This is a genomic window from uncultured Aquitalea sp., assembly GCF_945957525.1.
Lineage (GTDB): Bacteria > Pseudomonadota > Gammaproteobacteria > Burkholderiales > Chromobacteriaceae > Aquitalea.
In genome coordinates this window covers 205,971-229,390 of record NZ_CAMFLA010000003.1, presented here as the reverse complement: position 1 = coordinate 229,390, position 23,420 = coordinate 205,971, and the positions used below count along the sequence as shown (strand labels likewise).

Genomic DNA, 23,420 nt, shown 5'->3' with positions numbered 1-23,420 from the left:
TCACTTGGCGGCGGAAGCGGCTTGCAACGGCTCCGGCTTCACCGGCATGCCGTCCTGCACCTTCTGCAGACCCTCGACAATCACCTTGTCGCCAGCGGCCAGGCCGCCATCCACCAGCCAGCGGCTGCCCACGGTCTGGGTGGTCTTGATCACGCGCAGCGCGGCCTTGTTGTCCGGCCCCACCACCATCACAGTGGGCTCGCCCTTCTGATTGCGCGACACGGCCTGCTGCGGCACCAGGATGGCGTGATTGCGCACGCCCTGCTCCAGCCGGGCGCGCACGAACATGCCCGGCAACAGCTCGGCGCGCGGATTGGGGAACACGGCGCGCAAGGTCACCATGCCGGTACCGGCGTCCACCGTCACATCGGAAAACTCCAGTTCGCCGGCCGTGGTGTATTCGCTGCCATCTTCCAGAATCAGCTTCACGCGGGCCTTGCCGTTTTGCCCATGCAGCGCGCCGGACGCAAAATCTCGGCGCAGGCGCAGCATGTCCACGCTGGACTGGGTCAGATCCACATACACCGGGCTCAGTTGCTGGATAGTGGCCAGCGCCGCCGCCTGATTGGCGGTAACCAGCGCACCGGCTGTAACGCTGGATTTGCCGATGCGGCCGCTCACCGGGGCGGTGATGCTGGTGTAGGACAGATTGATACGCGCGGTTTCCAGCGCGGCCTTAGCGGAGGCCACGTCGGCCTTGGCCTGCAGCCAGGCGGCCTGGGCGTCGTCATTGTCCTGCTTGCTGATGGCCTTTATCTGGATGAGTTCGGCGTAACGCTTGGCTTTCAGTTCGGCCGATACCTGCGTGGCCTGCGCTTTCTGCAGTGCGGCCTCGGCGGTCTGGTAGGCTGCGCGATAGGTTTCCGGATTGATCTGATACAGCGTCTGGCCGGCCTTCACTTCCGAGCCTTCGGCAAACAGGCGCTTCTGAATGATGCCGCCCACCTGCGGCCGCACGTCGGCCACGGTGAAGGCCGACACCCGGCCCGGCAATTCTTTGCTGACCACGGTGTCCTGCGCGGACAGCGTCAGCACGCCGACCTTGGCCGGCCCTTGTTGCTGCTGGCCACCGGCCTGTTGCTGGCCGCAACTGCTGAGCGTCAGGGTCAGCAATACGGCCGCCGCTGCCTGCAGGGTGGGGGAGGCTTGCTTGATGTGCATGGCTGCACTCCACTTCATATAGGTTTTTGGGGGAGGTGTGTGTCAGGCTTGGCGCCGGGCCGGGACCGGCAACGCTCATGCGTGGCGAACTCGGCCAAACGTCTAAGTAATTTCTGTTCGAACTATCGGAGTATACGTACGAGTTTGTATGTTTACCGCTCTGTTTGCATGAAATTACATGTAAACCGCATGACTGATGCCGCAATGCAACACTCGCGACTCTCCCCCTGCCTCTCTTGCGCAAAGTCAAGCGGGGCAAGGCCCTATGGCCATTGTGGGCGCAGCGCCCTTCCCCCGTTCCAGTCCACATGCCATGCGGCAGCGCTCCAACTCCATGCCGACCACATGGCGCGCCATGCGTGAATCCTGGCGCGGCGTCTCCGGCAATCCTGCCCCTGGATCAAGCCGCCGACCTTCATCATTTGACGCCCCTACGGGCCGCTGATACGGTGAAAGGACCGTTTTGCGGAACCGGCCCTTGCTTGGGCCGGTCCCACTTCATTTTTGAGCAACCCGAACCAAGGAGACCCACATGTCGAACGCTGCATTGACCCAAGAAAAGGAACAACTGCTGGAAGACGTCCGTGAAGTGCTGGCCAGCACCGAAGATCTGCTTGGCGCCGCCAGCGACGAAGGCGGTGAAAAGGCGCGCGAGCTGCGCAAGCGCGTGGCGGAAAACCTGAAAGTGGCCAAGGCCCGCCTGGTGGAAGCCGAGCAAGTCATCGTCGGCAAGGCCAAGGTTGCCGCCAAGGCCACCGACAACTACGTGCATGAAAACCCGTGGAAATCCATCGGCATCGCCGCTGGCGTCGGCTTCCTGCTGGGCATGCTGGTATCCCGTCGCTGATTCTGACTGATGACCTCCTCCCGTCATGACGCACCCCGCCCCGGGAGCCTTCGCTCCTTTATCGGCGGGGTGTTTTCCTTGCTGCTCACCCGCGCCGAACTGCTGGCGCTGGAGGCGGAGGAGCAGAAAGACCGGCTGCTGGCGGCGCTGTTTCTGGGCGGTTTGGCGCTGGTGCTGCTGCTGATCGGCCTCCTGGCCGCGCTGCTGCTGGTGGCGGTGCTGACGCCGGAAGCCGTGCGTCCCTGGTTGCTGGGCGGCTTCATGCTGATCGGCCTTGGCGGCGGCCTGGCCCTGCTGGCCCGGCTGCGCCGTCAGGCGCACGACAGCCAGCCCCCCTTTGCCGCCACGTTTGCCGAAGTCCGCAAGGACTGGGACAGCCTGAGCGGCCGGAGCTGACATGTCGCCACAGGAAAGAGCCACCCGCAAGCAACTGCTCCTGATGAAAGGGGAAGCGCTGCGGGTCAAACTGAAGCTGGAATTGCAAACCCTCCGCCGTTCGCCCCTGGGGCTGGCCGGCGAGGGCCTGCAAGCCGCCGCCTCGCACAGCCGCTTCGGCAAACTGACGGCGCTGCTGGGCGAAGCCCTGCCGTCGGAGACGCTGCGCGGCTGGCTGCGCAAAGCCGGGCGTTTCTATCTGCTGTGGCAGTTGGCGCGCAAGTTCTGGCCGCGCTGACAACCCCGCAAACAAAAATGGCGACCTTCTGGTCGCCATTTTTTTGTCCGACTGCGCCGCCGCTACGCGGTCACGTTCACCTGCGTGCCAACGCCGGCATCCGCCGCGCTCGCGTCCGCCGCTGCAGTGACGCTGGCATCACTGCCCGCACTGCTTGAGTCTCCGCCCTGCAATGCTTCGTCGATCGCCTTGAAATCCTTGTCGATCCCGGCCAATGCGTCTTTCAGACCATCATCCTTCATCTGCCGGGCCTTCTGTTTCAACCATTCCTGAATCGACTTGAGATCGCTGATCAGCGTTTGTAACTGCAATTGCGCCATGCCGCCGGACGCGCTGCCCAGATTGGCGTGCGCCTGAACTGTAGCGTTATCACCGCCGGCCGCCGTCGCACTGCCGCTATTGCCGCTTTGGCTCTGGGCCTGGTTCGCATCTGCGCTCTGCACCGGATTCTGGCTATCGCCGGCCACCGTCTGCGCCGCTTGAGCGCCGGACTGATCCGCCGCCGCATCGCTGCCGGCATCCGCCCCTGCGCCGGCGTCTTGCCCGCCTTGTCCCGATTGGGCATCACTGCCCTTTACCGATACCGCCATGGCGGCATCCTGACCGGATGCTCCATCACTGCTGCCCGCGCCCACCAGTTGGCGCAACTCGCCGACAATCTGCTTCAGCTGTAAGGCGATGGCGCGCAAGCTGCCTTTGTCCTTGCCCGCCATCAGCATCATCTGGCGCAACATTTTCGCTCGTTGTCTGAGATCCTCCAACCGACTGGAGTCGATCTGTTTGGCGGAGGAAGATGCCGCGCCGTTGCTAGCGAGGCTGGTCGATTGCTGGCGGCGCCAGCTGTCCAGCAGGTTTTGCGTCAAGGCGTTCTTGCTGTCCTGCAAGGCGCTGGCGACACTGGAACCGACGCTGGCAACCACGTTTGCCGAAGCCCCGGCCGGCGTCGTCTGAGAGCGGGCGGCCGGGCTGGCAGTGCGCCAGACGGCAGTGGAAATCCGGAACTGGATGGGGTTCATGGCGGGAGAATCACTGTCTGCAAGATGCTTACAGATAAAGTTATCGGCTATTTTCAGCAAATATTGAGAGCTGAAATAAAAACCGCTCACCTCTCTCCATGGTTCATGCAAGGTGCTCCTGCGCATAGAGACACACCAGCGCGGCAGCAGCGGCATTTACCAGTAAAATGACAGCATGACGCCCGACACCCCGCACAACAGCGCCTCCGCGCCCTTGAGCTCTCCGCCACTGCCGCCCGCCGCCGTTCTCTGGCTGCGCGAGCTGGGTATTGCCGATCGCGCCGCACTGGACGCCGCCGGCGCGGTACGCGCCTTTTTGTTGCTGAAAGCAGCGGGCCATACCGTCACTCGCAAGCTGCTGATGGCTCTGGAAGCCGCCCGGCAAGGCTGTCACTGGTCCGAACTGAGTGACACCAACAAGCAAAATCTGCTGGCCGCGCTGGCCGCCCACCCGCCGGTGGCGCTGCCGCCAGCGCGCGAAGAGGCGGAACGCTTCATGCGCGAAGCACTGGCCGAAGCCGACAAAGCCGCCGCGCTGGGCGAGGTGCCCGTAGGCGCGGTAGTGGTCAAGGATGGCCGCATCATCGGACGCGGCTTCAACCAGCCAGTCAGCGCACACGACCCCTCCGCTCACGCCGAGATGATGGCGTTGCGCGACGCCGCCCGTAGCGAGGGTAATTACCGACTGGACGGCTGCACGCTGTATGTCACACTGGAGCCATGCTGCATGTGCGGCGGCGCGCTGCTTCACGCGCGCGTCGCTCGGGTGGTGTACGGCGCCGCGGAAAACAAGACCGGCGCGGCCGGCAGCGTGGTGAATCTGTTCGCCGATCATCGCCTCAACCATCATGCGGCGGTCTTTGGCGGCGTATTGGCCGAAGACTGCGCCGAGCGGCTGAGCCGTTTCTTCGCCGCCCGCCGCGCTAGCCATCAGGAGAGTGAAGCATGATGCGCCGAGTCATCGTGTCGCTGGCCTTGCTGGTCCTTGCCCGACAGGGGTTTGCCGAAGATGTCCTGCCTCTGCCGGACAGCGCCGAAGCGGCGGCGGAACTCATCCTGAACGCCCAGCGTGACGGCCCCTTGCTGCCCGCCGAAGCCAACGCCCGCCACTATGGCGCACCGTGGATACGCGTGGGTGTGCGCAGCCAAACCCTGACATTGTTTGATGGCTGGGGGCAGATCCAGCAACGTTACACCGTCTCCACCGCCCGGCGCGGCGTGGGCGAGAAAACCGGCAGCTACCAGACGCCGCGCGGCTGGCATCATGTGTGCGACAAACTGGGCGACGGCGCGGAAGAAAACACCATCATCTTCCGCCGCAAGGTGACACCGTGGAAATACACGGCCGAGTTGCACCAGCAGTACCCCAACAAGGACTGGATCCTCACCCGCATCCTGTGGCTATGCGGCGACGAACCCGGCCGCAACCAGGGTGGCGAGGTGGACAGCTACGACCGCGCCATTTATATCCACGGCGCAGGCGACCATGTGGAATGGGGCACGCCCACCTCGCTGGGCTGCGTGCGCATGAAAAACCCCGATGTAATCCGACTGTTCGACAGCGCGCCGAACGGCATTGACGTACTGATAGACGAGAACGCCTGACCACCATGCACAATCTTCTGAGCCTGAATACCCCGGCCCTGCTCTTTCCCGCCATTTCGCTGCTGTTGCTGGCATATACCAACCGCTTTCTCGGCCTTGCCGGCATCATCCGCAATCTCTACACCGACTACCAGCAAGACCACAACCCCAAGATCCTGCAGCAGATAGGCAATTTGCGCACCCGCATCATGCTCATCAAATGGATGCAGTTTCTTGGCGTGGCCAGCCTGTTTCTCTGCACCTTGGCCATGTTCCAGATCTACACCGGCTGGCCGCAAACAGCGGAAATCAGTTTCGGCGCCAGCCTGCTGCTGATGATCGCCTCGCTGGCGGTGTCCTTGTGGGAACTGGTCCGCTCGTCCGACGCGCTGAACATCTTGCTGTCCGACCTGGAAGCGGAATCTGAACAAGCAAAATCCTGAAGGCGCAGCCAGACAAAAACGGCGGGAAATCCCGCCGTTTTTGCTTTTCGTCTCAACTCTCAATCCGGCTTTCGGCCAACCACCAGATGCAATGGCAGCGTAATGCGATGCAGGATGGTAGGTTCGCCCCATGCCTTGGCCAGACGCTTGCGCGCGTCGTCGAGCACATGCTGCCCCAAGCTTTGCACGCACATTTTGTGCGCCGACCAAGTCTGGATGAAACCCAATAGCTGTTCCAGATTCCAGTCCATGACAATTTCAAATGACGGCGCGGCAATGGGCGCGAAAGGCATGCCGCAGTCGCGGTAGCCATCCCACAGCAACTGGGTGCTGCTGGACCAGAACGGCTCGATCACCGCGCTGTAAAAACGCATGGCGTCGTTGATTTCCGCCGTGGCGTAGAACCAGTCGTAACCCCAGGCGGCGAATACCCCGCCCGGGCGCAGCACGCGCGCAGCTTGCGGCCAGAATTCTTCACGATCGAACCAATGCAACGCCTGCGCCACCGTGATCAGATCAAAGCTGTTGTCCAGATAGGGCGGGTGCTCCGCCGGGCAGGTCAGATAATGCAGATTGGCGCGCAGCTCGGCCATCATCAGCTGGCTGGCATTGATGTCGGAAGCCTCCACCCGATCGAAATGGCGCGCCAGCTGCACGGCGGCCTGGCCGGTGCCGGTAGCGCAATCCCACGCCTTTTGCGCGCCCCTTGTTTGTGTCAGCAGCCATTGATACAGGCCGTCCGGGTACACGGGCCGAAAACGGGCGTAACGATCGGAGTACAGCTCGAATGTGGCTATCGCCTTGCTATCCATAATTGTGCTCACGGCAGTCTCGCTTCCAGATCTTGATGAAGAGCTGCTCGATTTACTCCCAAGCCGTTTTAATCATTCATCATTTTCACATGATGAATTATGAAAACATAGTCATGTTATCAGACTGGGTGTTTATGCAGGACAGACATTTCTGACAGTCATCATCATATCGGCAAACTGGCAAAACTCTTGACCCGACAATACGCAAAGTTGCGCAATTAGGACTTTCTACCGAATAAAACCCGGAACAAAACCGCCGCTCGCGATGGCAGGCTCCAACCCGGCGCGCTATAGTTAGCGCAGCCATCGCGCAAGCGCGAGACGGCCCGCATGCCCGCACCGCATCCGCTACAGCCCGCCCGACAAGGCCTATCGCATGACCCGACAGCTAAAAATCCTGGTTGCAGAAGACAGCAAGATCAGTCGATTGCTGATGGGAGAATTCATCAAACGGCTGGGGCATGAAGCAGTGATGGCGGAGAACGGCGCGCAAGCGCTGGAGCTGTGCCGGATTGATCCCCCCGACGCCATCTTCATGGATGTGGCCATGCCGGTGATGGACGGTTTCGCCGCCACCCGCGCCATCCGCCAACTGATGGGCGAGCACTGGATTCCCATCATCTACCTCACGTCAGTGTCTGACCGCGAACAGTTGCTGCGCGGGCTGGAAACCGGCGGCGACGACTACCTCATCAAGCCGGTGGACATGGAGCTGCTCACCGCCAAGCTCAATGTGCTGTTGCGCATCGCCGACATGCAGCAACGCATCGCAGCCGACGCCGAACGGCTGGAAGCCTATTACCGCGCCAATGAGCAGGAGCAGGCTTTTGCCCGCATGATTCTCGACCGCTTTACCCGCCGCGCCGACCACACGCCGCCCAATATCCAGCAATGGCAGCTGCCGGCCATGAACTTCAGCGGCGACACCATCTGCATTCGCCGCAGCAAGGCCGGATTGGATCGCCTCATGCTGGCCGACAGCACCGGCCACGGCTTGACGGCGGCCATCTGCGGCCTGCCGGCGGTGGACACCTTCTTTGCCATGACCGACCGGCAGCTGCCGATGCAGGATGTCATCCGCACCATCAACCGCAAGCTGCACGGCATTCTGCCGGTTGGCCGTTTTGTGGCGGCCGCGCTGATTGAGGTGGATTACCAGCAACGCCGCATCGCCGTGTGGAACGGCGGCATACCCTGCGCGCTGTATGTGAATCAGCAAGGCGTGCTGGAACGCGAGTTCGTGTCGCGCTGCCCGCCGCTGGGGATTCTGCCCGACGAGGCATTTGACGCCAGCCTCGATCTCTATCAATGGCAGGACGCAGGCTCGGTCATTGTGTGCTCTGACGGCATTACCGAGGCACGCAACCCCGCAGGCCAGGCGTTCGGCAACGACGGCGTGGTGCGAGCGGCCCAAGGCGCACGCACGCGCGACATTCAGGGCGCCATCACCCACGCCGTGTCGGCTCATCTGGGCCGCGTGGAAACCCAGGATGACATTTCGCTGGTGGTGGTGCGCTGCCCCTGAACGGCCATACTGCCCAGCGACCAGTACCGCCGCGCCAGCTACCCCATTGTCATTTCCTGTGCTTTAATCAAGCCCAGCCGACCCGGGCTTGAGCCTGGCCTCTTTCACTTCCGCCCTTCCCGTATCGCACAGTGTCCGCTTCGCATTCCGTTCCTGTCTGGCTGCTGCCGCTTGTCGCGCTGGGGCTGGCCGCTTGCAGCCCACCCGCGCCGCTGCCCAACGACGCTTACATCTGGCAGCGCAAGTGGACGCCTGCGCTGACTGACGCCCTGCGCGATCAGCAGCAGCTGGTGCAACGCTGGCGGGTGCTGGCGGCGGAACTGGAGACCGGCCCCACGACGGGCCAATGGCGGGTGATGCAGCCGGATTGGCAGAGCCTGCGCGCCAGCCAGCCCGGCGTGGTAGCTGTATTCCGCCTGAACGGTCAGACCGCCCGCTGGGATGAGGCGCAAGCCCTGGCGCTGATCCGGAGTACGCTGGATCAATGGCAAGCCCGAGGCCTGCGGCTGGCCGGCGTGGAAGTAGATTACGACTGCGGCACGGCCAGGCTGGACAACTACCGGGCTTTCCTTGGCCGTCTGCGCGCGCAATTGCCGCCCGCTTTGCCCTTGTCCATCACCGCCTTGCCGGCCTGGCTGGACAACCCTGCGGCGCTGACTGCGCTGCTGGCGGTGCCGGATGAAGCCGTACTGCAAGTACATGCGGTACGCAATCCGGCACAAGGGTTGTTTGACGGGCCCATCGCGCTGGACTGGGCTGAAAGGTTTGCCGAACGCACCGGTCGCCCTTGGCGGATCGCCCTGCCCACCTATGGCACCCGCGTCGTGTGGGACCGCGCCGGCAGGTTGGCCGGGGCCGAAAGCGAAACGCCCCTGCTGGCCTCCGCCGGCGGCGCAAGCCGGGAGTTGCTGGTGACACCGGCTGAGATGGCCGATTTCGTGCAGCAGTTGGAAAAACGCCGGCCCGCAGGCCTGGCCGGCCTGGTGTGGTTCCGCCTACCCACCCGCGACGACCGGCGGGCCTGGAGCCTGACCAGCTGGCGCGCCGTACTCAGCCGCCAGCCCTTGCGCAGCACGATCGAACTGACGCAACGCCAGCCCGCGCCCGGCCTGTACGAACTCTGGCTCGCCAACCGGGGCAACGCCGACGCTCTGCTGCCCTCCGCCATTCGCTGGCCATCCCGCTGCATGGCGGCGGACGGCAGCGGTGGCTACGCGCTGGACTACGGCAAGGACGGACCGTTCCTGCACCTGAAACAACCGGCCTTGCTGCGCGCCGGCGAACGGCGGCAAGCCGGCTGGCTGCGCTGTGAACAACTGGACGCCGCAAAGGATATTCATGTCCAAGACTGACACCACCGGGAAAAACTTGCGGCAAGCCCGCGCCACCATGCGTCGCGCCCTGCTCTGGCTGGCTGGCGACAAACGGCGCTGGCTGACGCTGGCCGGCGTTCTTGCCGGCGGCGTGGCGGTATACGCCTGTGGTCCCATGTTTCCCAATCAGTTGCTGGATGACCGGCAAGGCACGCTGCTGGGCACGCCCGCCAACAGTTTCCATTACGAAGCTGCTCGCTTGGCAACGCCGCAGCCGGCGCGATGCCCTGGCCTCGCTCCCGGCCAACGCGCCGAGCCCGCGTTGCTGGCGCACGCCATGGCCGACGCGGAAAGCGCCCGCGACGCAGCCGCAGATTGCAAACCCGGCAAAGCTTGCGATGCCCGCCTTGCCGCCGCTCGCGAGGCCTACCGCCGCGTGCGGGGGCTGGCCGCCTGCGGCGTGCCGGACCCGGATGAACTGTCGCTGCTTAGCCTTGGTGAGCAGGCCCTGCTGGAATTGCGCAACACCAATAGCGGCCAGCAATGCAGCTATGTCAGTTTCCTCAACCGCACGCCCTGCGCCGCCGGCATTGCCCCGGCGGGCCTGAAAGCGGCAATCCGGCTTTATGCGGAGCAAACAGCGCAAGGGGATCAACCCGCACTGACGGGCCAGTTGTCGCAAGCCATCGCCAATAACGGAGAAAACTCCCTCGCCATCATCGCCGACTGGGCTTTGCAGGATACGCAGCGTATCGATGCGCTGGTGGACGATGTCACCAGCCGGCGCTTGCTGGTCAGTTACGGCCTTGCGCGCATTGGCGACACGGCGATAGACAAGTCTCAATCCGACACTTACTACAGCATTGCGCCCTCCCTGACCGGCTTGCCGGATGCGGCTCGCGGCGAGCCGAACCTGGAGCCCAACAAGGTCTTGGCATACCTGCTGGACAACATACAGCGGCGCGGCCTCGCCGACCGCGCCAGCACAAACCGGCTGGCCGCGCTGGCCTACCGCATGGGTCGGTATCCTTTGGCCCGGCAACTTGCCCTGCAAAGCGACAATGCGCTTTCCCACTGGCTGCTAGCCAAACTGGCCCTGCGCGACGGTGACGGCGCCGCCGCTGTGCGTCATTACGCGCTGGCAGCCAAGGCGTTTCCGCTGGCGGATAAAAGTCTGGAGCCTGCCGGCGCGATGATGATCAAAGGCGAGCAAGGCGTACTTGCCTTGTCGCGCGGGCAGTATGTGGAAGCGCTGGATTATCTCTATCAGGGCAGCCGCCAGCGTCAGGAAGGTCCGGCCACAGCCGGCCATCTGGGCGCGCTCACCGATTACAGCAACGACATGGCTTATGTTGCTGAACGCGTACTCACCAGCAGCGAGCTCAAAGCCTATATCGACCACCAGCCCGTCCCGCCCGCACAGGCTGACGGTTCGCCCAACCCCGCCTGGCGGCAGCTGCGCTATCTGCTGGCGCGACGTCTGGTGCGCGAGCATCGCATTGATGAAGCCCTGCCCTATTTCCCCGAGGATGCCAATGCGCCAGCCATTGGAAGCGACGGCATCCCCTCCAACGACAACGAGCGGCTTGCCACCCTGGCCCGGCAGTACCGTGACGCTTTGCGACAGGCTGAAAACGGTTTGGGCTCCGCGCGCAAGGCGCAGGGATGGTTCCGCGCCGCCAGTCTGGCCCATTACGACGGCATGGAGTTGATGGGCTACGAACAAGATCCTGACTACACCGATATGGGCGGCAACTATGCAGAAGGCTCCGGCCGGCGCGAGCTGCCGGACATCTCCCACTCGCCGCTGTCACCGCAGGGAAGGGAGAAGCGGCTGCTGCAAGGGGTGGGCGTTACCGGAGGCGAAAGCGGGCGCTTCGCCGCCAGCGAAAGCCAGCCACTGAAACGCTTCCATTATCGCTATGTGGCCGCCGGGTATCTGAGCAAGGCCGGAGACTTGCTGCCGCCCCGCTCCCAGGCCTTCTCCGCCGTGCTGTGCGCCGGCGCGCAGCGCATGCACAACACCGATAACAGCCTGGCGATGGCGTTTTATCACCGCTATGTCAAACAGGGCGCTTATCTCGCCAGCGATGCGCTCTTCGGCCAACAGTGTCCTGAGCCGCGGTTTGTCGAAGCGGCGCTGTTCCCTTACCCGCAACAGGCCAGAACCGTCTGGCGCAAGGCACAGGGCTGGTGGCACGGCCACCGCGGCTGGGCGGCAGGCGCTGCGGTCTTTTCGGGCTTGGCCGGCCTGCTGTTTTACCGCTGGCGCAGGCTTGCCCGGCTCCGATAACGCCAACCAGCAACATCCCGCCCTGCAAGCGCAGGGTAGGCGTAGCGCGAAGCAGTCGGCAGGAAACGCAAGGCCCGGTCTGTACAGACCGGGCCTTGTCGCCAGCGAGGGATGGCTCAGAAATGCGCGGCGGCATCCACGTTAACGCCGTCCATGGTCAGCAGCGCACGGTACAGCGACGGGCGGCGGTCGCGGAATACGAACCAGCCTTCGCGGTCGGTGGCGATGGCGTCCAGATCAAAGGTGTGCAGCAGGATCTCCTCCTGATCGCGACTAGCCTGCGCCACGATCTGCCCATGGTGATCCGCAATCAGCGAGGAACCGTAGAAGGTCATTTCCAGCCCCGGCTCATAGCGGCTGCGCTCTGTGCCGATGCGGTTGGAGGCAATCACCGGCAGCAGGTTCATGCCGGCATGGCCCTGATGCACCACCGTCCAGTGCGGCTGGCTGTCCTGCTCGGGGAACGCCGGCTCGCTGCCGATGGCGGTGGGAAACAGCAGCATCTCCGCGCCTTGCAGCGCCATGCAGCGGGCGGTTTCCGGAAACCACTGATCCCAGCAGATGCCCACGCCAATCTTGCCGTAACGGGTTGGCCACACCTTGAAGCCGGTATCGCCGGGAGTGAAATATTGCTTTTCCTGATAGGCAGGCCCGTTGGGAATATGCGTCTTGCGATAAAGGCCCATTACCGCGCCGTCGGCATCCACCATGGCCACGGTATTGAAATAGGCGTTGTTGGCCTTCTCGAAGAAACTGCAGGGCAACACCACCTGCAGCTCGGCCGCCAGTCGGCGGAACAGGGCAATGGTGTCGGCGCTGCCCACGCTTTCGGCCAACTTGCGATGCTCCGGGCTTTGATCAATGCAGAAATACGGCGCCTTGAACAACTCCTGGATGAGGATTACCTGCGCGCCCTGCGCGGCGGCGCGGCGGATCAGGGCCTCGGCGCGGGCGAGATTGGCTTGCAGGTCCCAGTCGCAAGCAAACTGGACGGCGGCGACGGTAACGTTGCGCATGATGTTGTCTCCATATTATTGCCGCGCCGACGAAGCGATGGCCGGCAGCACGGCGGGGTTGTCCGGTTTTACAGCCCGGTCTTGAACTGCGTCCACAGGCGGGTCTGCATGCGCAGGGTTTCCGGGGCGAAAGGACGCTGTACCCACAAGGTCTGCATGGCGCGAGCGTCCGGGTAGATATTGGGGTTGCCGGTCAGCCGCTTGTCCACCAGCGGCGTGGCCGCCAGATTCGGGTTCGGGTACATCACCGTATTGCTGATGCGGGCCGCCACGTCCGGACGCAGCAGATAGTTGATGAAGCGATGGGCGTTCTCCACATTGGGCGCGCCCTTGGGAATGGCCATGCTGTCGAACCAGAAGGTGGCGCCGGTCTTCGGCAAACTGTAAACCACCTTCTGACCGTTCTTTGCCTCTTGCGCTCGCTGCGAAGCCACCAGCACGGCGCCGGAATAGCCGGTGACGAGGCAGACTTCGCCGGTGGCCAGATCATTCATCACGGGCGTGGACACAAAGTGACGGATATACGGGCGCACCTGTTTGAGCATGGTCATTGCCGCCTGATAATCCTGCGCGCTCACGCTGTTGGGGTCGCGCCCTATATAGCGCAGCGCCATGGGAAACACCTCGCTGCCGGCATCGTTCACCGCGATGCCGCACTGCTTCAGCTTGGCGGCGTAGGCCGGCTTGAACAGCAAGTCCAGCGTATTGGCCGGCAGCGGCCCGCCGATGGCCGCCTCCACCTTGGCCACATTGATGCCCAAGCCGGTGGTGCCCTGCATGTACGGCAAGCTGTACTGGTTGCCCGGGTCTACCTCCTGCGCGCGCTTGAGTACCTGCGGGTCCAGGTTCTTCAGATTGCCCAGCTTGCTCTTGTCCAGCTTTTGATACAGCCCCGCCTGGATTTGCCGGGCGAGAAAATTATTGGACGGAAACACCAGGTCATAGCCGGCGTGGCCGGTGGTGAGCTTGGCCTGCAGCGTCTCGTTGCTGTCGTACACATCCAGCCGCACCTTGATGCCGGTTTCCTTTTCGAAAGCGCTGATGGTGTCCGGCGCGAAATACTCGCCCCAGTTGTAGATGTTGAGCGTTTGCTGCGCCGCATGAGCGGAGGCATGGCCAAACAGCAGGCCGGCCAGCAAGGCGGAGGTGAAACGTTTCATATCCTGATCCTTTGTGACTACGGTGTGTTATTGGCGTTTCTGTCCGTGCAGTGGGCTGCATCGTCTTTTTTGTGATACTAATTCAAAAACCTTCACGCATTTTTGCCCTGGATCGCACAGCTGTTTTTCCATACAGGAAATAATCATCATGGATCGACTCGGCGCACTGGAAACCTTCATTGCCGTGGTAGAGGAAGGCAGCCTCAGTCAGGCCGCGCGCCGACTGGATCGCACGCCCTCGGCGGTCACCAAAAACCTGGCCGCGCTGGAAGACGCGATGGGCGCGCGGCTGCTGGAGCGCACCACCCGCCAGCTCCGGCTGACCGAGGCCGGCCAGTTGTGTCTGGCCACCGCATATGAAGTGACGCAAAAGTTCGCCGAAGGCCGCCGCCGCTTACTGGAGCGCGACGGCGCGCCGCACGGCCTGCTCAAGGTTACCTGTGCCCATTCTTTCGGCCGCGCCGTGCTGGGGCCGCTCAGCGCCGGCATCGCCGCCGCCCACCCCGGCTTGCAGCTGGATATCCAGCTGTCCGACCGCTATGTCGACATCGTCGGCGAGGGCTACGACCTGGCCTTCCGCATGGGCAACTACGAACTACCCAACCAGATCGTGCGCGCCATCGGCAACAACCGCACCCTGTTGTGCGCCAGCCCGGCCTATCTGGCCGCGCGCGGCCAGCCGGCCACGCCGGAGGCGCTGACGCAGCACGACTGTCTGGTCTATCGCCACCCCATGCTCAGTACACTGTGGCACTTTTCCCGCCAGCAAGAACAGCACGCCGTGGAGCCCAAAGGCGCCATCACCACCGACAGCTACAATCTGGCGCTACAGGCCGCGCTGGACGGCGCAGGCATCCTCCCCTGCCCGCAATGGAGCGTGACCGCGTATCTGGAGCGCGGCGAACTGGTCCCGCTGCTGACCAACTGGCGCTTCAGCAGCGCCAGCTTTGGCGATGCGCAATTGTGCGCCGTCTACCCGGCCAGCCGGCGCGGCTCGCCCAAGGTCAAAGTGCTGGTGGAGGCGGTGGAAGCTCGCCTGGCCGAAACCGAAACGCGCATCGAGCGCTTGCTGCGCTGATGCGCAACCCGCAGTCGGGGCTGGCGCGCAAAAGAAAAAGCCGCGCCTGTCTGACAGGCGCGGCTTTTCATGCGAACAATACGAGAAGATCAGCCGCCGGGCTGGCAACCCTCCGGCGTGCAGAATGCGCCATCGGCGGCGTCCGCTTGCGGCAGGCTATCGCGCAAGGCGGCGGCAAAGGCCTCCGGCTGGCCCAGCCAGGACGACAAATCGATGCGCTGCCACTGACCATCGCGCTCCATCAGCAAAGCAGGGAAACCGCGTACGCCAGTCTGGCTCATCAGCTGGCGGGTGGCGGCAATATGCGCCTCCGCTTCGGCCTTCACCGACTGCAGGGCTTGACTGAAAGCCTCCGCAGACTGCCCCAACTCTTGCGCCAGCTCCAGCAGCACCGCCTCATCGGCAATGCGGCGGCCCTGCTGGTAATGCGCCTGCTGCAGGCGGGCCAGCATGGTTTGCGGCTGGCCGCCCAGTTTGCCGAAGGCCAGCACCGCCTCAATGGGCGGCGTGGAATCGAACACCGCGGTGTTGTCGCGCAGCAGCCCTTCGAAATACGCCTCGCCAAAAGACAAGCCGGTCATGGCGGCGATGCGGTGATCATGCGGCATCACGTAGTCGCGCAAAGCCGGGGACACCATCTGGCGCGCCGGACCGCTCATCATGCCGCCGGCGTGCAGCTCCAGCCTGAGGCCCTCCAGCCCGGCGGCGGCGCGCATCAGCGGGGAGGCTGCGTAGCACCAGCCGCAAAACGGATCGTAAATGTAGTGCAGCGTTGCGTTTACCATTTCATCTCGCCCTTGTTGACCTTGGCGCCGATTTCCAGCGACATCGCTTCACCAGCCTTGGGGAAAGCCCGCTGCATACGGGAAATCAGTTCGGCGCTGTTGGCCGAAGACGCCAGGCTGGTTTCAAACTGTTGCAGATAATCACGAGTGAAACGGATGGCGGATACATCCATCGCCTGACCAGCCAGCATGTGGCCCGGTACCACGACGGCCGGGCGCAACGCTTCCATTTCGTCCAGTTGCTTGATCCAGGCCTGGCGCTCGGCCTTGCTCTGGGTATCAGCCGTCCACACATGCAAACCCGCCACCACCCCCACATTGCCGACGATGGCCTTGATGGACGGAATCCAGGCATAACCGCGATGCGCCAGCGGGCCTTGCGTGCCGCGCACTTCGATCGCCTGGCCTTCCAGCATGATGCGGTCGCCCTTCAGCGCTTGCGGCAAGGTAACGGTCAGCGGTGCGTTATTGCCCATCTTGGGGCCCCAGAACGCCATCTTGCCCTGAATATTGGCCTGGATTTTGGCCAGCGTCGGCGCGGCGGCCACCAGCTCGGCCTGCGGGAAAATCTTCTTCAGCTCCGCCGCGCCGAAATAGTAGTCCGGATCAGCCTGGCTGACATAAATGGTTTTCAGTTGCTTGCCGCTGTCCAGCACTCTGGCGGCAATGCGGTAGGCGTCGGCGCGGGTGAAGCCGGTGTCGATCAGCACCGCGTCCTTGTCGCCGCTTACCAGCACGGAAGTGACATTGAAGCTGTTCTCGTCGGCGTTGTAGACAGACAGTTGCAGCGGCGCGGCCTCGGCAGCCAGGGAAGCCAGCGCCAGGGAGACGGTCAGAACGGTTTTGCGCAGCATGATGAGATCCTTTTTCTCGGTGGCGGAGCAGCCCGCCGTTGAACATGGCGCTACTGTAGCAATGGAAACCGAGCAGATAAATCCGCTAAAATGCACATCATTGTTGCAAAAATAGAGCAAATAATGGACAGACTCACAGCCATGCAGGTTTTTACCGAAGTGGCCCGACTGGGCAGCTTCACCGCCGCAGGCGATGAACTGGACATGTCGCGCGCCATGGTGACGCGCTACATCGCGGCGCTGGAAAGCTGGCTGGGCGCGCGCTTGCTGCAACGCTCCACCCGTTCTGTCACCCTCACCGACGCCGGGGCGGACTGTCTGACGCGCTGCCAGGAAATGCTGAGGTTGGCCGAAGGCGCGCGTGAAGAAGCGGGCCTGCGCGACGGCCAACTGCGCGGGCAGATCCGCCTGACCACCAGCATGTCCTTCGGCATGGCGCAGCTTGCTCCGCTGATCGGCCGCTTCCTGGCCCTGTATCCGCAAGTGCGCATCGACCTGCAGATGAGCGACCGCGCCGTCAATCTGATCGAAGAACGCATTGATCTGGCGCTGCGCATCACCAATGAGCCCGACCCGGGGCTGGTGGGACGACGGCTGGGCGACTGCGCCTCGATGATCGTGGCCTCGCCCGCCTATCTTGCGGCGCACGGCACGCCGCTGGAGCCAAGCGATCTGGCTCGTCATCACTGTTTGAGCTACAGCCATTTCGGCCGCAGCGAATGGACATTGACGCGGGGAGAGGAACGGGTGACGGCACGCGTCAATGGCCGGCTCAGCGCCAATGAAGCAGTGGCGCTGCTGCAGGCGGCGCGCCACGGCGCAGGCATTGCCCTGCAACCTACCTATCTGGTGGAGCCGCTGGTGGCCAGCGGCGAACTGACCGCGCTGCTGCCGGACTGGACGCCGGTCAGCATGGGCATTTACGCGCTCTATCCTTCGCGCCGCCAATTGCCGCTAACCTTGCGCACCCTGCTCGATTTTCTGCAGACGCATCTGCAAGCGCAGCCCTGGCCAGCCTGGACGTGATCAAAAAACCATAAGTCCTGTAACGCGGCGCGCTATTTGGCACCCATTTGCACGAATTTTGACACCTAGAATTAGCCCGGCCGCGCCTCATAATTTGCACGACATTTGGCACAGAATCGGGCCATAAGCAGCACCTTTCGTAGTAGCGGATTAGAACAGCCCCCCGAGTGCTTCCGGCTCCCAGTTGGTAATCACCAACTCGCGGCTGGTTTCAGGTGCGCCGTGAGCATTGGCCGTGCTGTACTTGATATCCAGTCCCTCCATCCAAAAGCCATCAAAGGCGGCTCGAATATCCGGGTGGTCATTGATGCTCACCATCACCTTGCCCTTGCACGTCCGCATCACCTCGGCCAGTTGCTCGTACTGGTCGAACTCGAACGGCACGCCATAGCCTTCGGTCTGCCAGTACGGCGGATCGGCATAGAAGAAGGTATGCGGCCGGTCGTAGCGCTTCAGGCAGTCCTGCCACGATAGGTGCTCGACGTAGGTGCCAGCCAGGCGTAGGTGCGCCGCGCTGAGGTTCTCCTCGATCCGACACAGATTGATTGCCGGGCCGGTGGTTGCGGTGCCGAAGGTCTGCCCGGTCACCTTGCCTGCGAACGCATGGTGCTGCAGATAATAGAAGCGCGCCGCGCGCTGGATATCAGTCAGTGTCTCCGGGCGAGTCATCTGCTGCCACTTGAACACCTCGCGGCTGCTGATTGCCCACTTGAACTGGCGTACAAACTCTTCCATATGGTTTTGCACCACCCTATACAGGTTCACCAGCTCCCCATTCACGTCGTTCAGTACTTCGGCGGGAGCCGGGACATGGCGCAGAAAGTACAACGCAGCGCCACCGCAAAACAGCTCTACATAGCACTCATGCTTCGGGAACAGAGGCATGAGTCTGTCAGCCAGGCGTCGTTTGCCGCCCAGCCAAGGGATGATCGGACTGGTGTCCATCGTCTTCTCCTGGTTGCGGCACTCCTGGGTGCTCTGAGGGGAGGCTCTCGGCCTTCAGGTGATTTAAAGCCCGGCAGCGCGGGCACTTAATGGTCAGTTCAAGATAACGGCCAGAGGCCAATTTACGGCCACATTGGCCGCAACGGATTTCATGGTTAATCATCTGCAAGCCCCTTATCGGGTGACAAATATTCCGCTAGACTTGCCGAGCTTTTGACGTCGAAAGTGGCAGTCTTGGGTTGACTTGCAGGCTGGATCTGCGGGTCAGCTGGCCGGGTAGGTGTTCCACCACCTGCCCGGTCGCTGTCTTTCTCTCTAGAGCGTATAGCCCTTAAAGGGATTCACGTGAGTCTTAAGCATGGCGGTCTCTGCAGGCTGATCAATCGTCAGTGGTATCGCCCAGCCTATCCTGATGCGCAGCCCGCGTCGCAGGATTGAGAGCCACGGGTAAAAGGCATACAGCTCCCATGCCCGGCCATTAATGGCGATGCACCAGCCAGCGTGCATCGGATTGTCTGACACCTTGCGATCACCCCAGAACCTTGTTGCCCCGCTCAACTGGACACCAGTGATCCTGGTCGAAAACCCATAGCCACGGTTCCGCCATAGCCACGCCACCCGCCTGGAGTAAACGCGCCACCGCGTACCATTGTCCGGCCAGCGTTCCAGATGCCCGGCGTCTCCATCAATCGGATTGTCATCGGTCAACCACGGCCAGCACCACAATGGCGACACGCCCGCTTGTGTCGTCAGCAATACGATGACGGGGGCCAGCGGGAACGCCAACAGGTTTACAAGAAGGTCGAAGGGGGCCAGCAGCAGCCACATGAGAATGCAGAGTATTGTTTTCATACCAGTTACCTCTAGGCTGATGGCCAGTTGATGGCATCCATCTGTTCAGCGGCATCCTTAGCCGTCAGATCAATTGACATCAATGCGTCTTCCAGTGCCTGCCGCTTACCAATAATCTGGCCGCTAGCGCACGAGTACGCGACGGTATTTGCTCGCACCTTTTCTGCCAAGTCAGCAACGTTCATCCCTCGCTCACTGGCAATGGCGGACAGTAACGGGGTTGCCGCGCCGGAGTCTGCCAAAAGAGCGTCGGCCTCCTTTGCCTGTTGGCTCCAGCTCAACACTTCTGAGTCTGGGTAGCTGGCACGTAGCTGCGCCATCGCCGTCTCGCAGCTCGCATTGATTCTGGAGAGCACAGCAGCACGCTTATCTTCAAGCGAGCTGCCATCTGCGGGGGCTGGCCGATTGCCCTTCTCAAGCCATACCTGGTAGTCATCCCACCACCGATGGCCGCGCGGGATCGTCGCGCCAGTTTCGGTGTCGATTACCGTGTCTGGTGACGCGGTCAATTTATAACGAGTGCCCATATACGCTCCTTAATACGGATGATTACAGCTCGGCATCGGCAGTCCAGAGACAACCCGCCGCAGTGTTCGTGTTCGTTATGCTGTACTGGTTTGTGGTAATTGACGCAAAGATAGAACCCGCTTCATTGGCAGAGATAAATTGGCCCGTTCGAACCATTGCCGGAATGGTTCGCTTTGTGGCCTTGAACGTCCCACCGATTCCATTTGACGAACCAGAAGTGACAGAAAGGGAGAGCCCGCCAGTTTCGAAATACCGCTGGCACAGCACCAGCTCCTGAGAAACCGGGCGGCGGTCAAAATCGGTCGCCACCGGCCAAGGTTCAAGCTGCACGCCAGTGATGTAGACATTGTCATCAGCACCAGCTATGCCGGACGGCGTGTAGTTGAAAATCAGCGCCAGTTGCGTGGCAAGGTCGGGTATGGCTACCTGATAGGTAAAGCGCTGCCATGCCGCCGTCAGTCCCGGATTTGTAACGCCCGCAGAGGCTCCATTCGTCCACGAGGCATAGTTACCAGCCGCCTGATCTGTTCCCTGCCCAGTCCAGATAGTTGCGCCGAATGTCGCGCCACCGGAGTAATTCGCTCCGGCTTTTGCGTAGAAGGAAAGGGTGCAGGTTTTGCCCTGAAGGGGAATGCTGTCTACGCTCTCAAGCGCCTGCAGCATGCCGACAAACCCTGTTGAGTTGGCACCGTTATTGCGGCCCAGCTTTGCGCAGTACGAAAAGTTTTTCAGCCCTGCGCTCACTTGTGCGAGAACCCCTTGCGCCGTGTTTGCCTGAATCGCGGCCCAGCGATCAAGCGACCCGTATTTCCATGCAGTTTGCAGTGCGAAACTGGTACCTCGCTGAGCGATGTCCATGCCACCATTGAGGATGGGATTCTTGTTTCGCATTTTACCAATGGCCATGGCATGCAGGCTTTTGGTGCCAGTAGCAACTTGTTGCGCCCCACCTGTACATTCCAACAATACCCATGCCCCATTGCCACCGTTCACCCCAGCCGTAACCAGGTACATCAGCACCGCCATGCCGCCAGTTACCAGCTCCCCCCCCTGGAGAGCCGCCAAGCCCAGCCCATAAATTGGTTTGGCCGCCAGCCCATCCGGCGAATAGGTGGAAGCAGCAGTGTTCGCATTGGCAATACTCACTTGCTGCACAAGCCCGGAGACCAGATCACCTGCCACGAGGGCCGGACTATTGGCTGCTGCGTAGGCGTTGGCCGCGCCGGTGTCCGCCAGCACGACACCCTTGCTCATCACCCTCCTGATTGCCAGATAGAGCTGATTGTTCTTTTTCGCATCCAGTGTGATACCCGTAGCGGTCAATACGGATTTCAGTTCTGTTTGCGTGTCTATCGTGGCGCTTTGGATAGCGTTCAGCCAAAGTGCTGAAACAATGGTCCCCAGTTCACCACTGGCCGGGTTCCCATCGTGGAACTTAGAGTCCGGCGTCCCGATGGGAGACATGACGTCTTGCATGGTTACGACTCCTGGTAAGCAAAATAAACAAAGGTATGGGCGGGTTTCAGATCCTCGATCACCGACTCGATCACTGGATCGCCGAATGAAGTAAGTCGCTCCCCGGCAGCTGACAGGCCCGCGCGAAGCAGATAAACGCGCGTCTGGCTACCAACAATGACCTGCCATACCCACTGAATGTCCTCGATATACAGAGTGTCACCTGCCCGATTGATGCCAGCGCGAAATGGCTGAGGTTCGACGATGGTGATGTCGTAACCAAGGCTGCGGGCCAAGCGAGTGAAGTACTCGATACTCAGTCCACCGGTTTCGGCCAACTTGGCCAGCACTGCCTGCAGTCGTTGCTGGTAAGCCGCGTCAGCCAACGGAGTGATCCCACAGACGCGCTCCCAGTCCGGCAGCAACTGCTCGGCGAAAAACGGAGTTACTGCGCCTGAAATCCGATCAGTACTGGAAAGCGCGGTATCAAGTGACATACCCTCAGCCTGCAACTCGGCATGCAGGCTTTCTCCCATCGGTGCGTAGCTGACGGGAGGGAGCAGCAAAGCCAAGAGCTGGGCATGGTCAATCATTGCAGCGGCACCACGGTAACGGTGCCGAGGCGAACCCACTCGACCACACCGGCATCAACGGTTGGGATGACATTGGCCACCGGCAGCGTTACCGCACGGTCAGCCACTCCTGAGACGTTGGTTATCAGTGCCTCTATGCGGCTCTTGATCGCGGTCTCGCCTGGGGCGAGCTGACTGAAGTAAGTGCCGAGGGTGGCCTCGATTTGCGGCTTGGCTGTTGCCAGCGTGATACCAGACAGCTGCACTGCCACAGTGACATCGACCACCTTCAGCGTCGGCGCCAGCACCAGGCTGTTTTTGGCTGTTACCGGTCGCATGTCGTCGATGTAGTTCTGAACTGCGGCGATGGTGGCGGCAGACGGCAACCCTCCAGCCGAGGTGATGACGATATCGACAGTGCCGAGCCCACGCCGTAACGGATAGACAAAAGCCGCAGTCACGCCAGCCACAGCCATGGCCCAGCGGCGGTAGTCGTACTTGTTGCCGCCGGCTGGTGGACGGCGGATCAGCTCCAGCAGGCGAGCCAATAGTTCGCTGTCCGACTCTTCTTCAACCCCGCCGCGCATGTTGACGATGGCCGCTTGGCTGGTGACGCCGGGCGGCGCGGCCATCAGCTCTCCAGCAACACTCCCTTCTACATTCCCCGCAATGCCGGCGACGCCAGCAGTCGCTGCTACCGATGCTGTGCCGTTGGCATCAATAACTCCCGCGTGGGTGGTCACATAACTCATGCTACCCAGCTTGGCAGTGAGACCGGTCGGCACCGCCGCACCGGGTGTACCAGTAACCGCGATAAAGCCCTGGGCGGCAACAGCAGCCTTGCGGGAGAGTCCGCGCGTGCGGGCATGCAGCTCCAGGTATTCGCGGTCAGCGGTGTCCGGGAATATCTGGCGCACGATCCACGCCTGGTGCTGATACAGCCCCTCGACCGCGCTGGCCACAGAGGTGGCTCGAATGAAGAAATCACTGTCCGGGCCAACGTCAGCGTCAGGCAGTTGGTTCTTCAGGTCGCGCAGAAGGTCGTCGCGGATTTTGGCGAAGGAAGGGACAATGAACGGCATTAGGCAACCCTCACCGGGTGCTGGAAGCGTTGAATGCGCCCAGTGCCGTCATCGACTTCAATAAGGAGAAAAAGCCAGCCCGGTTGCTGGCGAGAGGTGGTGACGGTAACGCTCGTGGCCCGGCCGTCTTTTACCAGCGGTGCCAGTGCCTGCTCGGCGTACTGGCGAGCCAGTTTTGCCACGCGGCTGACATCCTTCTCGCGCTGCAGCTCATGCAGGCGAGAGCCCAGGGTGGGATCTGCCCACCAGCTGCCCAGCGGTGTGGTCAGCCGCAGGTAAACTACGTTGGCCAGGGTGTCAGTGCGGGTACCAACGTAGTCGCCGGTTTGGGGGTCGATTAAAGCGTCCATGCCCCGAATTGTCGGGGCATGGTGGTGTGGGCGATTAACCGATAGGCTTC

General features: G+C 62.2%; 26 protein-coding genes. 11 read left to right on the top strand and 15 right to left on the bottom strand.

Features of this window, described 5'->3' with window-relative positions:
- Complete coding sequence (locus tag Q0P52_RS04490; RefSeq protein ID WP_293765008.1) at positions 1–1,161, bottom strand: efflux RND transporter periplasmic adaptor subunit; 1,161 nt, start codon at positions 1,159–1,161, stop codon at positions 1–3.
- A 532-nt stretch (positions 1,162–1,693) separates the two neighbouring features.
- Here Q0P52_RS04490 and Q0P52_RS04485 point away from each other — a divergent pair.
- From Q0P52_RS04485 to Q0P52_RS04475, 3 genes are read left to right on the top strand one after another with little or no spacing between them, the layout of a single operon-like run.
- Positions 1,694–2,008 carry a DUF883 family protein gene (locus tag Q0P52_RS04485; protein WP_293765010.1) on the top strand — a complete coding sequence of 105 codons (315 nt, stop codon included), beginning with the start codon at positions 1,694–1,696 and terminating at the stop codon, positions 2,006–2,008.
- A gap of 9 nt (positions 2,009–2,017) precedes the next feature.
- On the top strand, positions 2,018–2,404 hold the full coding sequence (locus tag Q0P52_RS04480; protein WP_293765012.1) for a phage holin family protein: 387 nt from the start codon (positions 2,018–2,020) through the stop codon (positions 2,402–2,404).
- A gap of 1 nt (position 2,405) precedes the next feature.
- The gene (locus tag Q0P52_RS04475; RefSeq protein WP_293765014.1) at positions 2,406–2,681 is read left to right on the top strand and encodes a hypothetical protein; all 276 of its coding nucleotides are present in this window, start codon (positions 2,406–2,408) and stop codon (positions 2,679–2,681) included.
- A 62-nt stretch (positions 2,682–2,743) separates the two neighbouring features.
- Here the strand turns inward: Q0P52_RS04475 and Q0P52_RS04470 are convergent, their stop codons facing one another.
- The gene (locus tag Q0P52_RS04470; RefSeq protein ID WP_293765016.1) at positions 2,744–3,853 is read right to left on the bottom strand and encodes a hypothetical protein; all 1,110 of its coding nucleotides are present in this window, start codon (positions 3,851–3,853) and stop codon (positions 2,744–2,746) included.
- A gap of 19 nt (positions 3,854–3,872) precedes the next feature.
- Here Q0P52_RS04470 and tadA point away from each other — a divergent pair, with 19 nt between their 5' ends.
- The 3 genes from tadA to Q0P52_RS04455 are packed head-to-tail and all read left to right on the top strand — an operon-like array spanning position 3,873 to position 5,724.
- Complete coding sequence (gene tadA, locus Q0P52_RS04465; RefSeq protein WP_293765018.1) at positions 3,873–4,646, top strand: tRNA adenosine(34) deaminase TadA; 774 nt, start codon at positions 3,873–3,875, stop codon at positions 4,644–4,646.
- A complete protein-coding gene (locus Q0P52_RS04460) occupies positions 4,643–5,302 on the top strand; it encodes a L,D-transpeptidase (protein WP_293765020.1) in 660 nt (219 codons plus the stop codon). Before tadA ends, Q0P52_RS04460 begins: the two co-directional genes overlap by 4 nt.
- 5 nt (positions 5,303–5,307) lie before the next feature.
- Positions 5,308–5,724, top strand: a complete 417-nt coding sequence (locus tag Q0P52_RS04455; protein WP_293765022.1) for a DUF2721 domain-containing protein — start codon at positions 5,308–5,310, stop codon at positions 5,722–5,724.
- A 59-nt stretch (positions 5,725–5,783) separates the two neighbouring features.
- Here Q0P52_RS04455 and Q0P52_RS04450 read toward each other — a convergent pair whose 3' ends face one another.
- Positions 5,784–6,548, bottom strand: a complete 765-nt coding sequence (locus tag Q0P52_RS04450; protein WP_293765024.1) for a class I SAM-dependent methyltransferase — start codon at positions 6,546–6,548, stop codon at positions 5,784–5,786.
- Between the two features lie 364 nt (positions 6,549–6,912).
- Between Q0P52_RS04450 and Q0P52_RS04445 the strand changes: the two genes are divergently transcribed.
- The 3 genes from Q0P52_RS04445 (at position 6,913) to Q0P52_RS04435 (ending at position 11,667) form a co-directional block, all read left to right on the top strand.
- A complete protein-coding gene (locus Q0P52_RS04445) occupies positions 6,913–8,061 on the top strand; it encodes a SpoIIE family protein phosphatase (RefSeq protein ID WP_293765026.1) in 1,149 nt (382 codons plus the stop codon).
- A gap of 131 nt (positions 8,062–8,192) precedes the next feature.
- Positions 8,193–9,413, top strand: a complete 1,221-nt coding sequence (locus Q0P52_RS04440; RefSeq protein WP_293765028.1) for a DUF3142 domain-containing protein — start codon at positions 8,193–8,195, stop codon at positions 9,411–9,413.
- Positions 9,400–11,667 carry a hypothetical protein gene (locus tag Q0P52_RS04435; protein ID WP_293765030.1) on the top strand — a complete coding sequence of 756 codons (2,268 nt, stop codon included), beginning with the start codon at positions 9,400–9,402 and terminating at the stop codon, positions 11,665–11,667. The genes Q0P52_RS04440 and Q0P52_RS04435 overlap by 14 nt, the downstream gene beginning before the upstream one ends.
- A 116-nt stretch (positions 11,668–11,783) precedes the next feature.
- Here Q0P52_RS04435 and aguB read toward each other — a convergent pair whose 3' ends face one another.
- Positions 11,784–12,686, bottom strand: coding sequence for an N-carbamoylputrescine amidase (aguB, locus tag Q0P52_RS04430; protein ID WP_366061818.1), 903 nt, complete (start codon positions 12,684–12,686; stop codon positions 11,784–11,786).
- Positions 12,687–12,751: 65 nt separating this feature from the next.
- A complete protein-coding gene (locus tag Q0P52_RS04425; protein ID WP_293765032.1) occupies positions 12,752–13,843 on the bottom strand; it encodes a polyamine ABC transporter substrate-binding protein in 1,092 nt (363 codons plus the stop codon).
- A gap of 148 nt (positions 13,844–13,991) precedes the next feature.
- Here Q0P52_RS04425 and Q0P52_RS04420 point away from each other — a divergent pair, with 148 nt between their 5' ends.
- Complete coding sequence (locus tag Q0P52_RS04420; protein WP_293765033.1) at positions 13,992–14,921, top strand: LysR family transcriptional regulator; 930 nt, start codon at positions 13,992–13,994, stop codon at positions 14,919–14,921.
- 89 nt (positions 14,922–15,010) lie between these two features.
- Here the strand turns inward: Q0P52_RS04420 and Q0P52_RS04415 are convergent, their stop codons facing one another.
- On the bottom strand, positions 15,011–15,706 hold the full coding sequence (locus Q0P52_RS04415) for a DsbA family protein (protein ID WP_293813667.1): 696 nt from the start codon (positions 15,704–15,706) through the stop codon (positions 15,011–15,013).
- Positions 15,700–16,560, bottom strand: a complete 861-nt coding sequence (locus tag Q0P52_RS04410) for an MBL fold metallo-hydrolase (protein ID WP_293766876.1) — start codon at positions 16,558–16,560, stop codon at positions 15,700–15,702. The genes Q0P52_RS04415 and Q0P52_RS04410 overlap by 7 nt, the downstream gene beginning before the upstream one ends.
- 123 nt (positions 16,561–16,683) lie before the next feature.
- On the opposite strand from Q0P52_RS04410, the gene Q0P52_RS04405 reads away from it, so the two are divergent.
- Positions 16,684–17,586, top strand: coding sequence for a LysR family transcriptional regulator (locus Q0P52_RS04405; protein WP_293766878.1), 903 nt, complete (start codon positions 16,684–16,686; stop codon positions 17,584–17,586).
- Between the two features lie 150 nt (positions 17,587–17,736).
- Here the strand turns inward: Q0P52_RS04405 and Q0P52_RS04400 are convergent, their stop codons facing one another.
- From Q0P52_RS04400 to Q0P52_RS04365, 8 genes are all read right to left on the bottom strand, one after another.
- Positions 17,737–18,531 (bottom strand): DNA adenine methylase, encoded by a 795-nt coding sequence (locus Q0P52_RS04400; protein ID WP_293766880.1) that lies wholly within the window; start codon positions 18,529–18,531, stop codon positions 17,737–17,739.
- On the bottom strand, positions 18,479–18,694 hold the full coding sequence (locus tag Q0P52_RS04395; RefSeq protein WP_293766882.1) for a Com family DNA-binding transcriptional regulator: 216 nt from the start codon (positions 18,692–18,694) through the stop codon (positions 18,479–18,481). Before Q0P52_RS04395 ends, Q0P52_RS04400 begins: the two co-directional genes overlap by 53 nt.
- A 152-nt stretch (positions 18,695–18,846) precedes the next feature.
- On the bottom strand, positions 18,847–19,383 hold the full coding sequence (locus tag Q0P52_RS04390; protein WP_293766884.1) for a hypothetical protein: 537 nt from the start codon (positions 19,381–19,383) through the stop codon (positions 18,847–18,849).
- 11 nt (positions 19,384–19,394) lie between these two features.
- Complete coding sequence (locus Q0P52_RS04385) at positions 19,395–19,910, bottom strand: hypothetical protein (protein WP_293766886.1); 516 nt, start codon at positions 19,908–19,910, stop codon at positions 19,395–19,397.
- Between the two features lie 22 nt (positions 19,911–19,932).
- Positions 19,933–21,387 carry a hypothetical protein gene (locus Q0P52_RS04380; protein ID WP_293766888.1) on the bottom strand — a complete coding sequence of 485 codons (1,455 nt, stop codon included), beginning with the start codon at positions 21,385–21,387 and terminating at the stop codon, positions 19,933–19,935.
- Between the two features lie 2 nt (positions 21,388–21,389).
- Complete coding sequence (locus tag Q0P52_RS04375) at positions 21,390–21,956, bottom strand: putative phage tail protein (protein WP_293766892.1); 567 nt, start codon at positions 21,954–21,956, stop codon at positions 21,390–21,392.
- Positions 21,956–23,020, bottom strand: a complete 1,065-nt coding sequence (locus tag Q0P52_RS04370) for a baseplate J/gp47 family protein (RefSeq protein ID WP_293813666.1) — start codon at positions 23,018–23,020, stop codon at positions 21,956–21,958. The genes Q0P52_RS04375 and Q0P52_RS04370 overlap by 1 nt, the downstream gene beginning before the upstream one ends.
- Complete coding sequence (locus Q0P52_RS04365) at positions 23,020–23,370, bottom strand: phage GP46 family protein (RefSeq protein ID WP_293766570.1); 351 nt, start codon at positions 23,368–23,370, stop codon at positions 23,020–23,022. The genes Q0P52_RS04370 and Q0P52_RS04365 overlap by 1 nt, the downstream gene beginning before the upstream one ends.
- Positions 23,371–23,420: the final 50 nt, after the last annotated feature.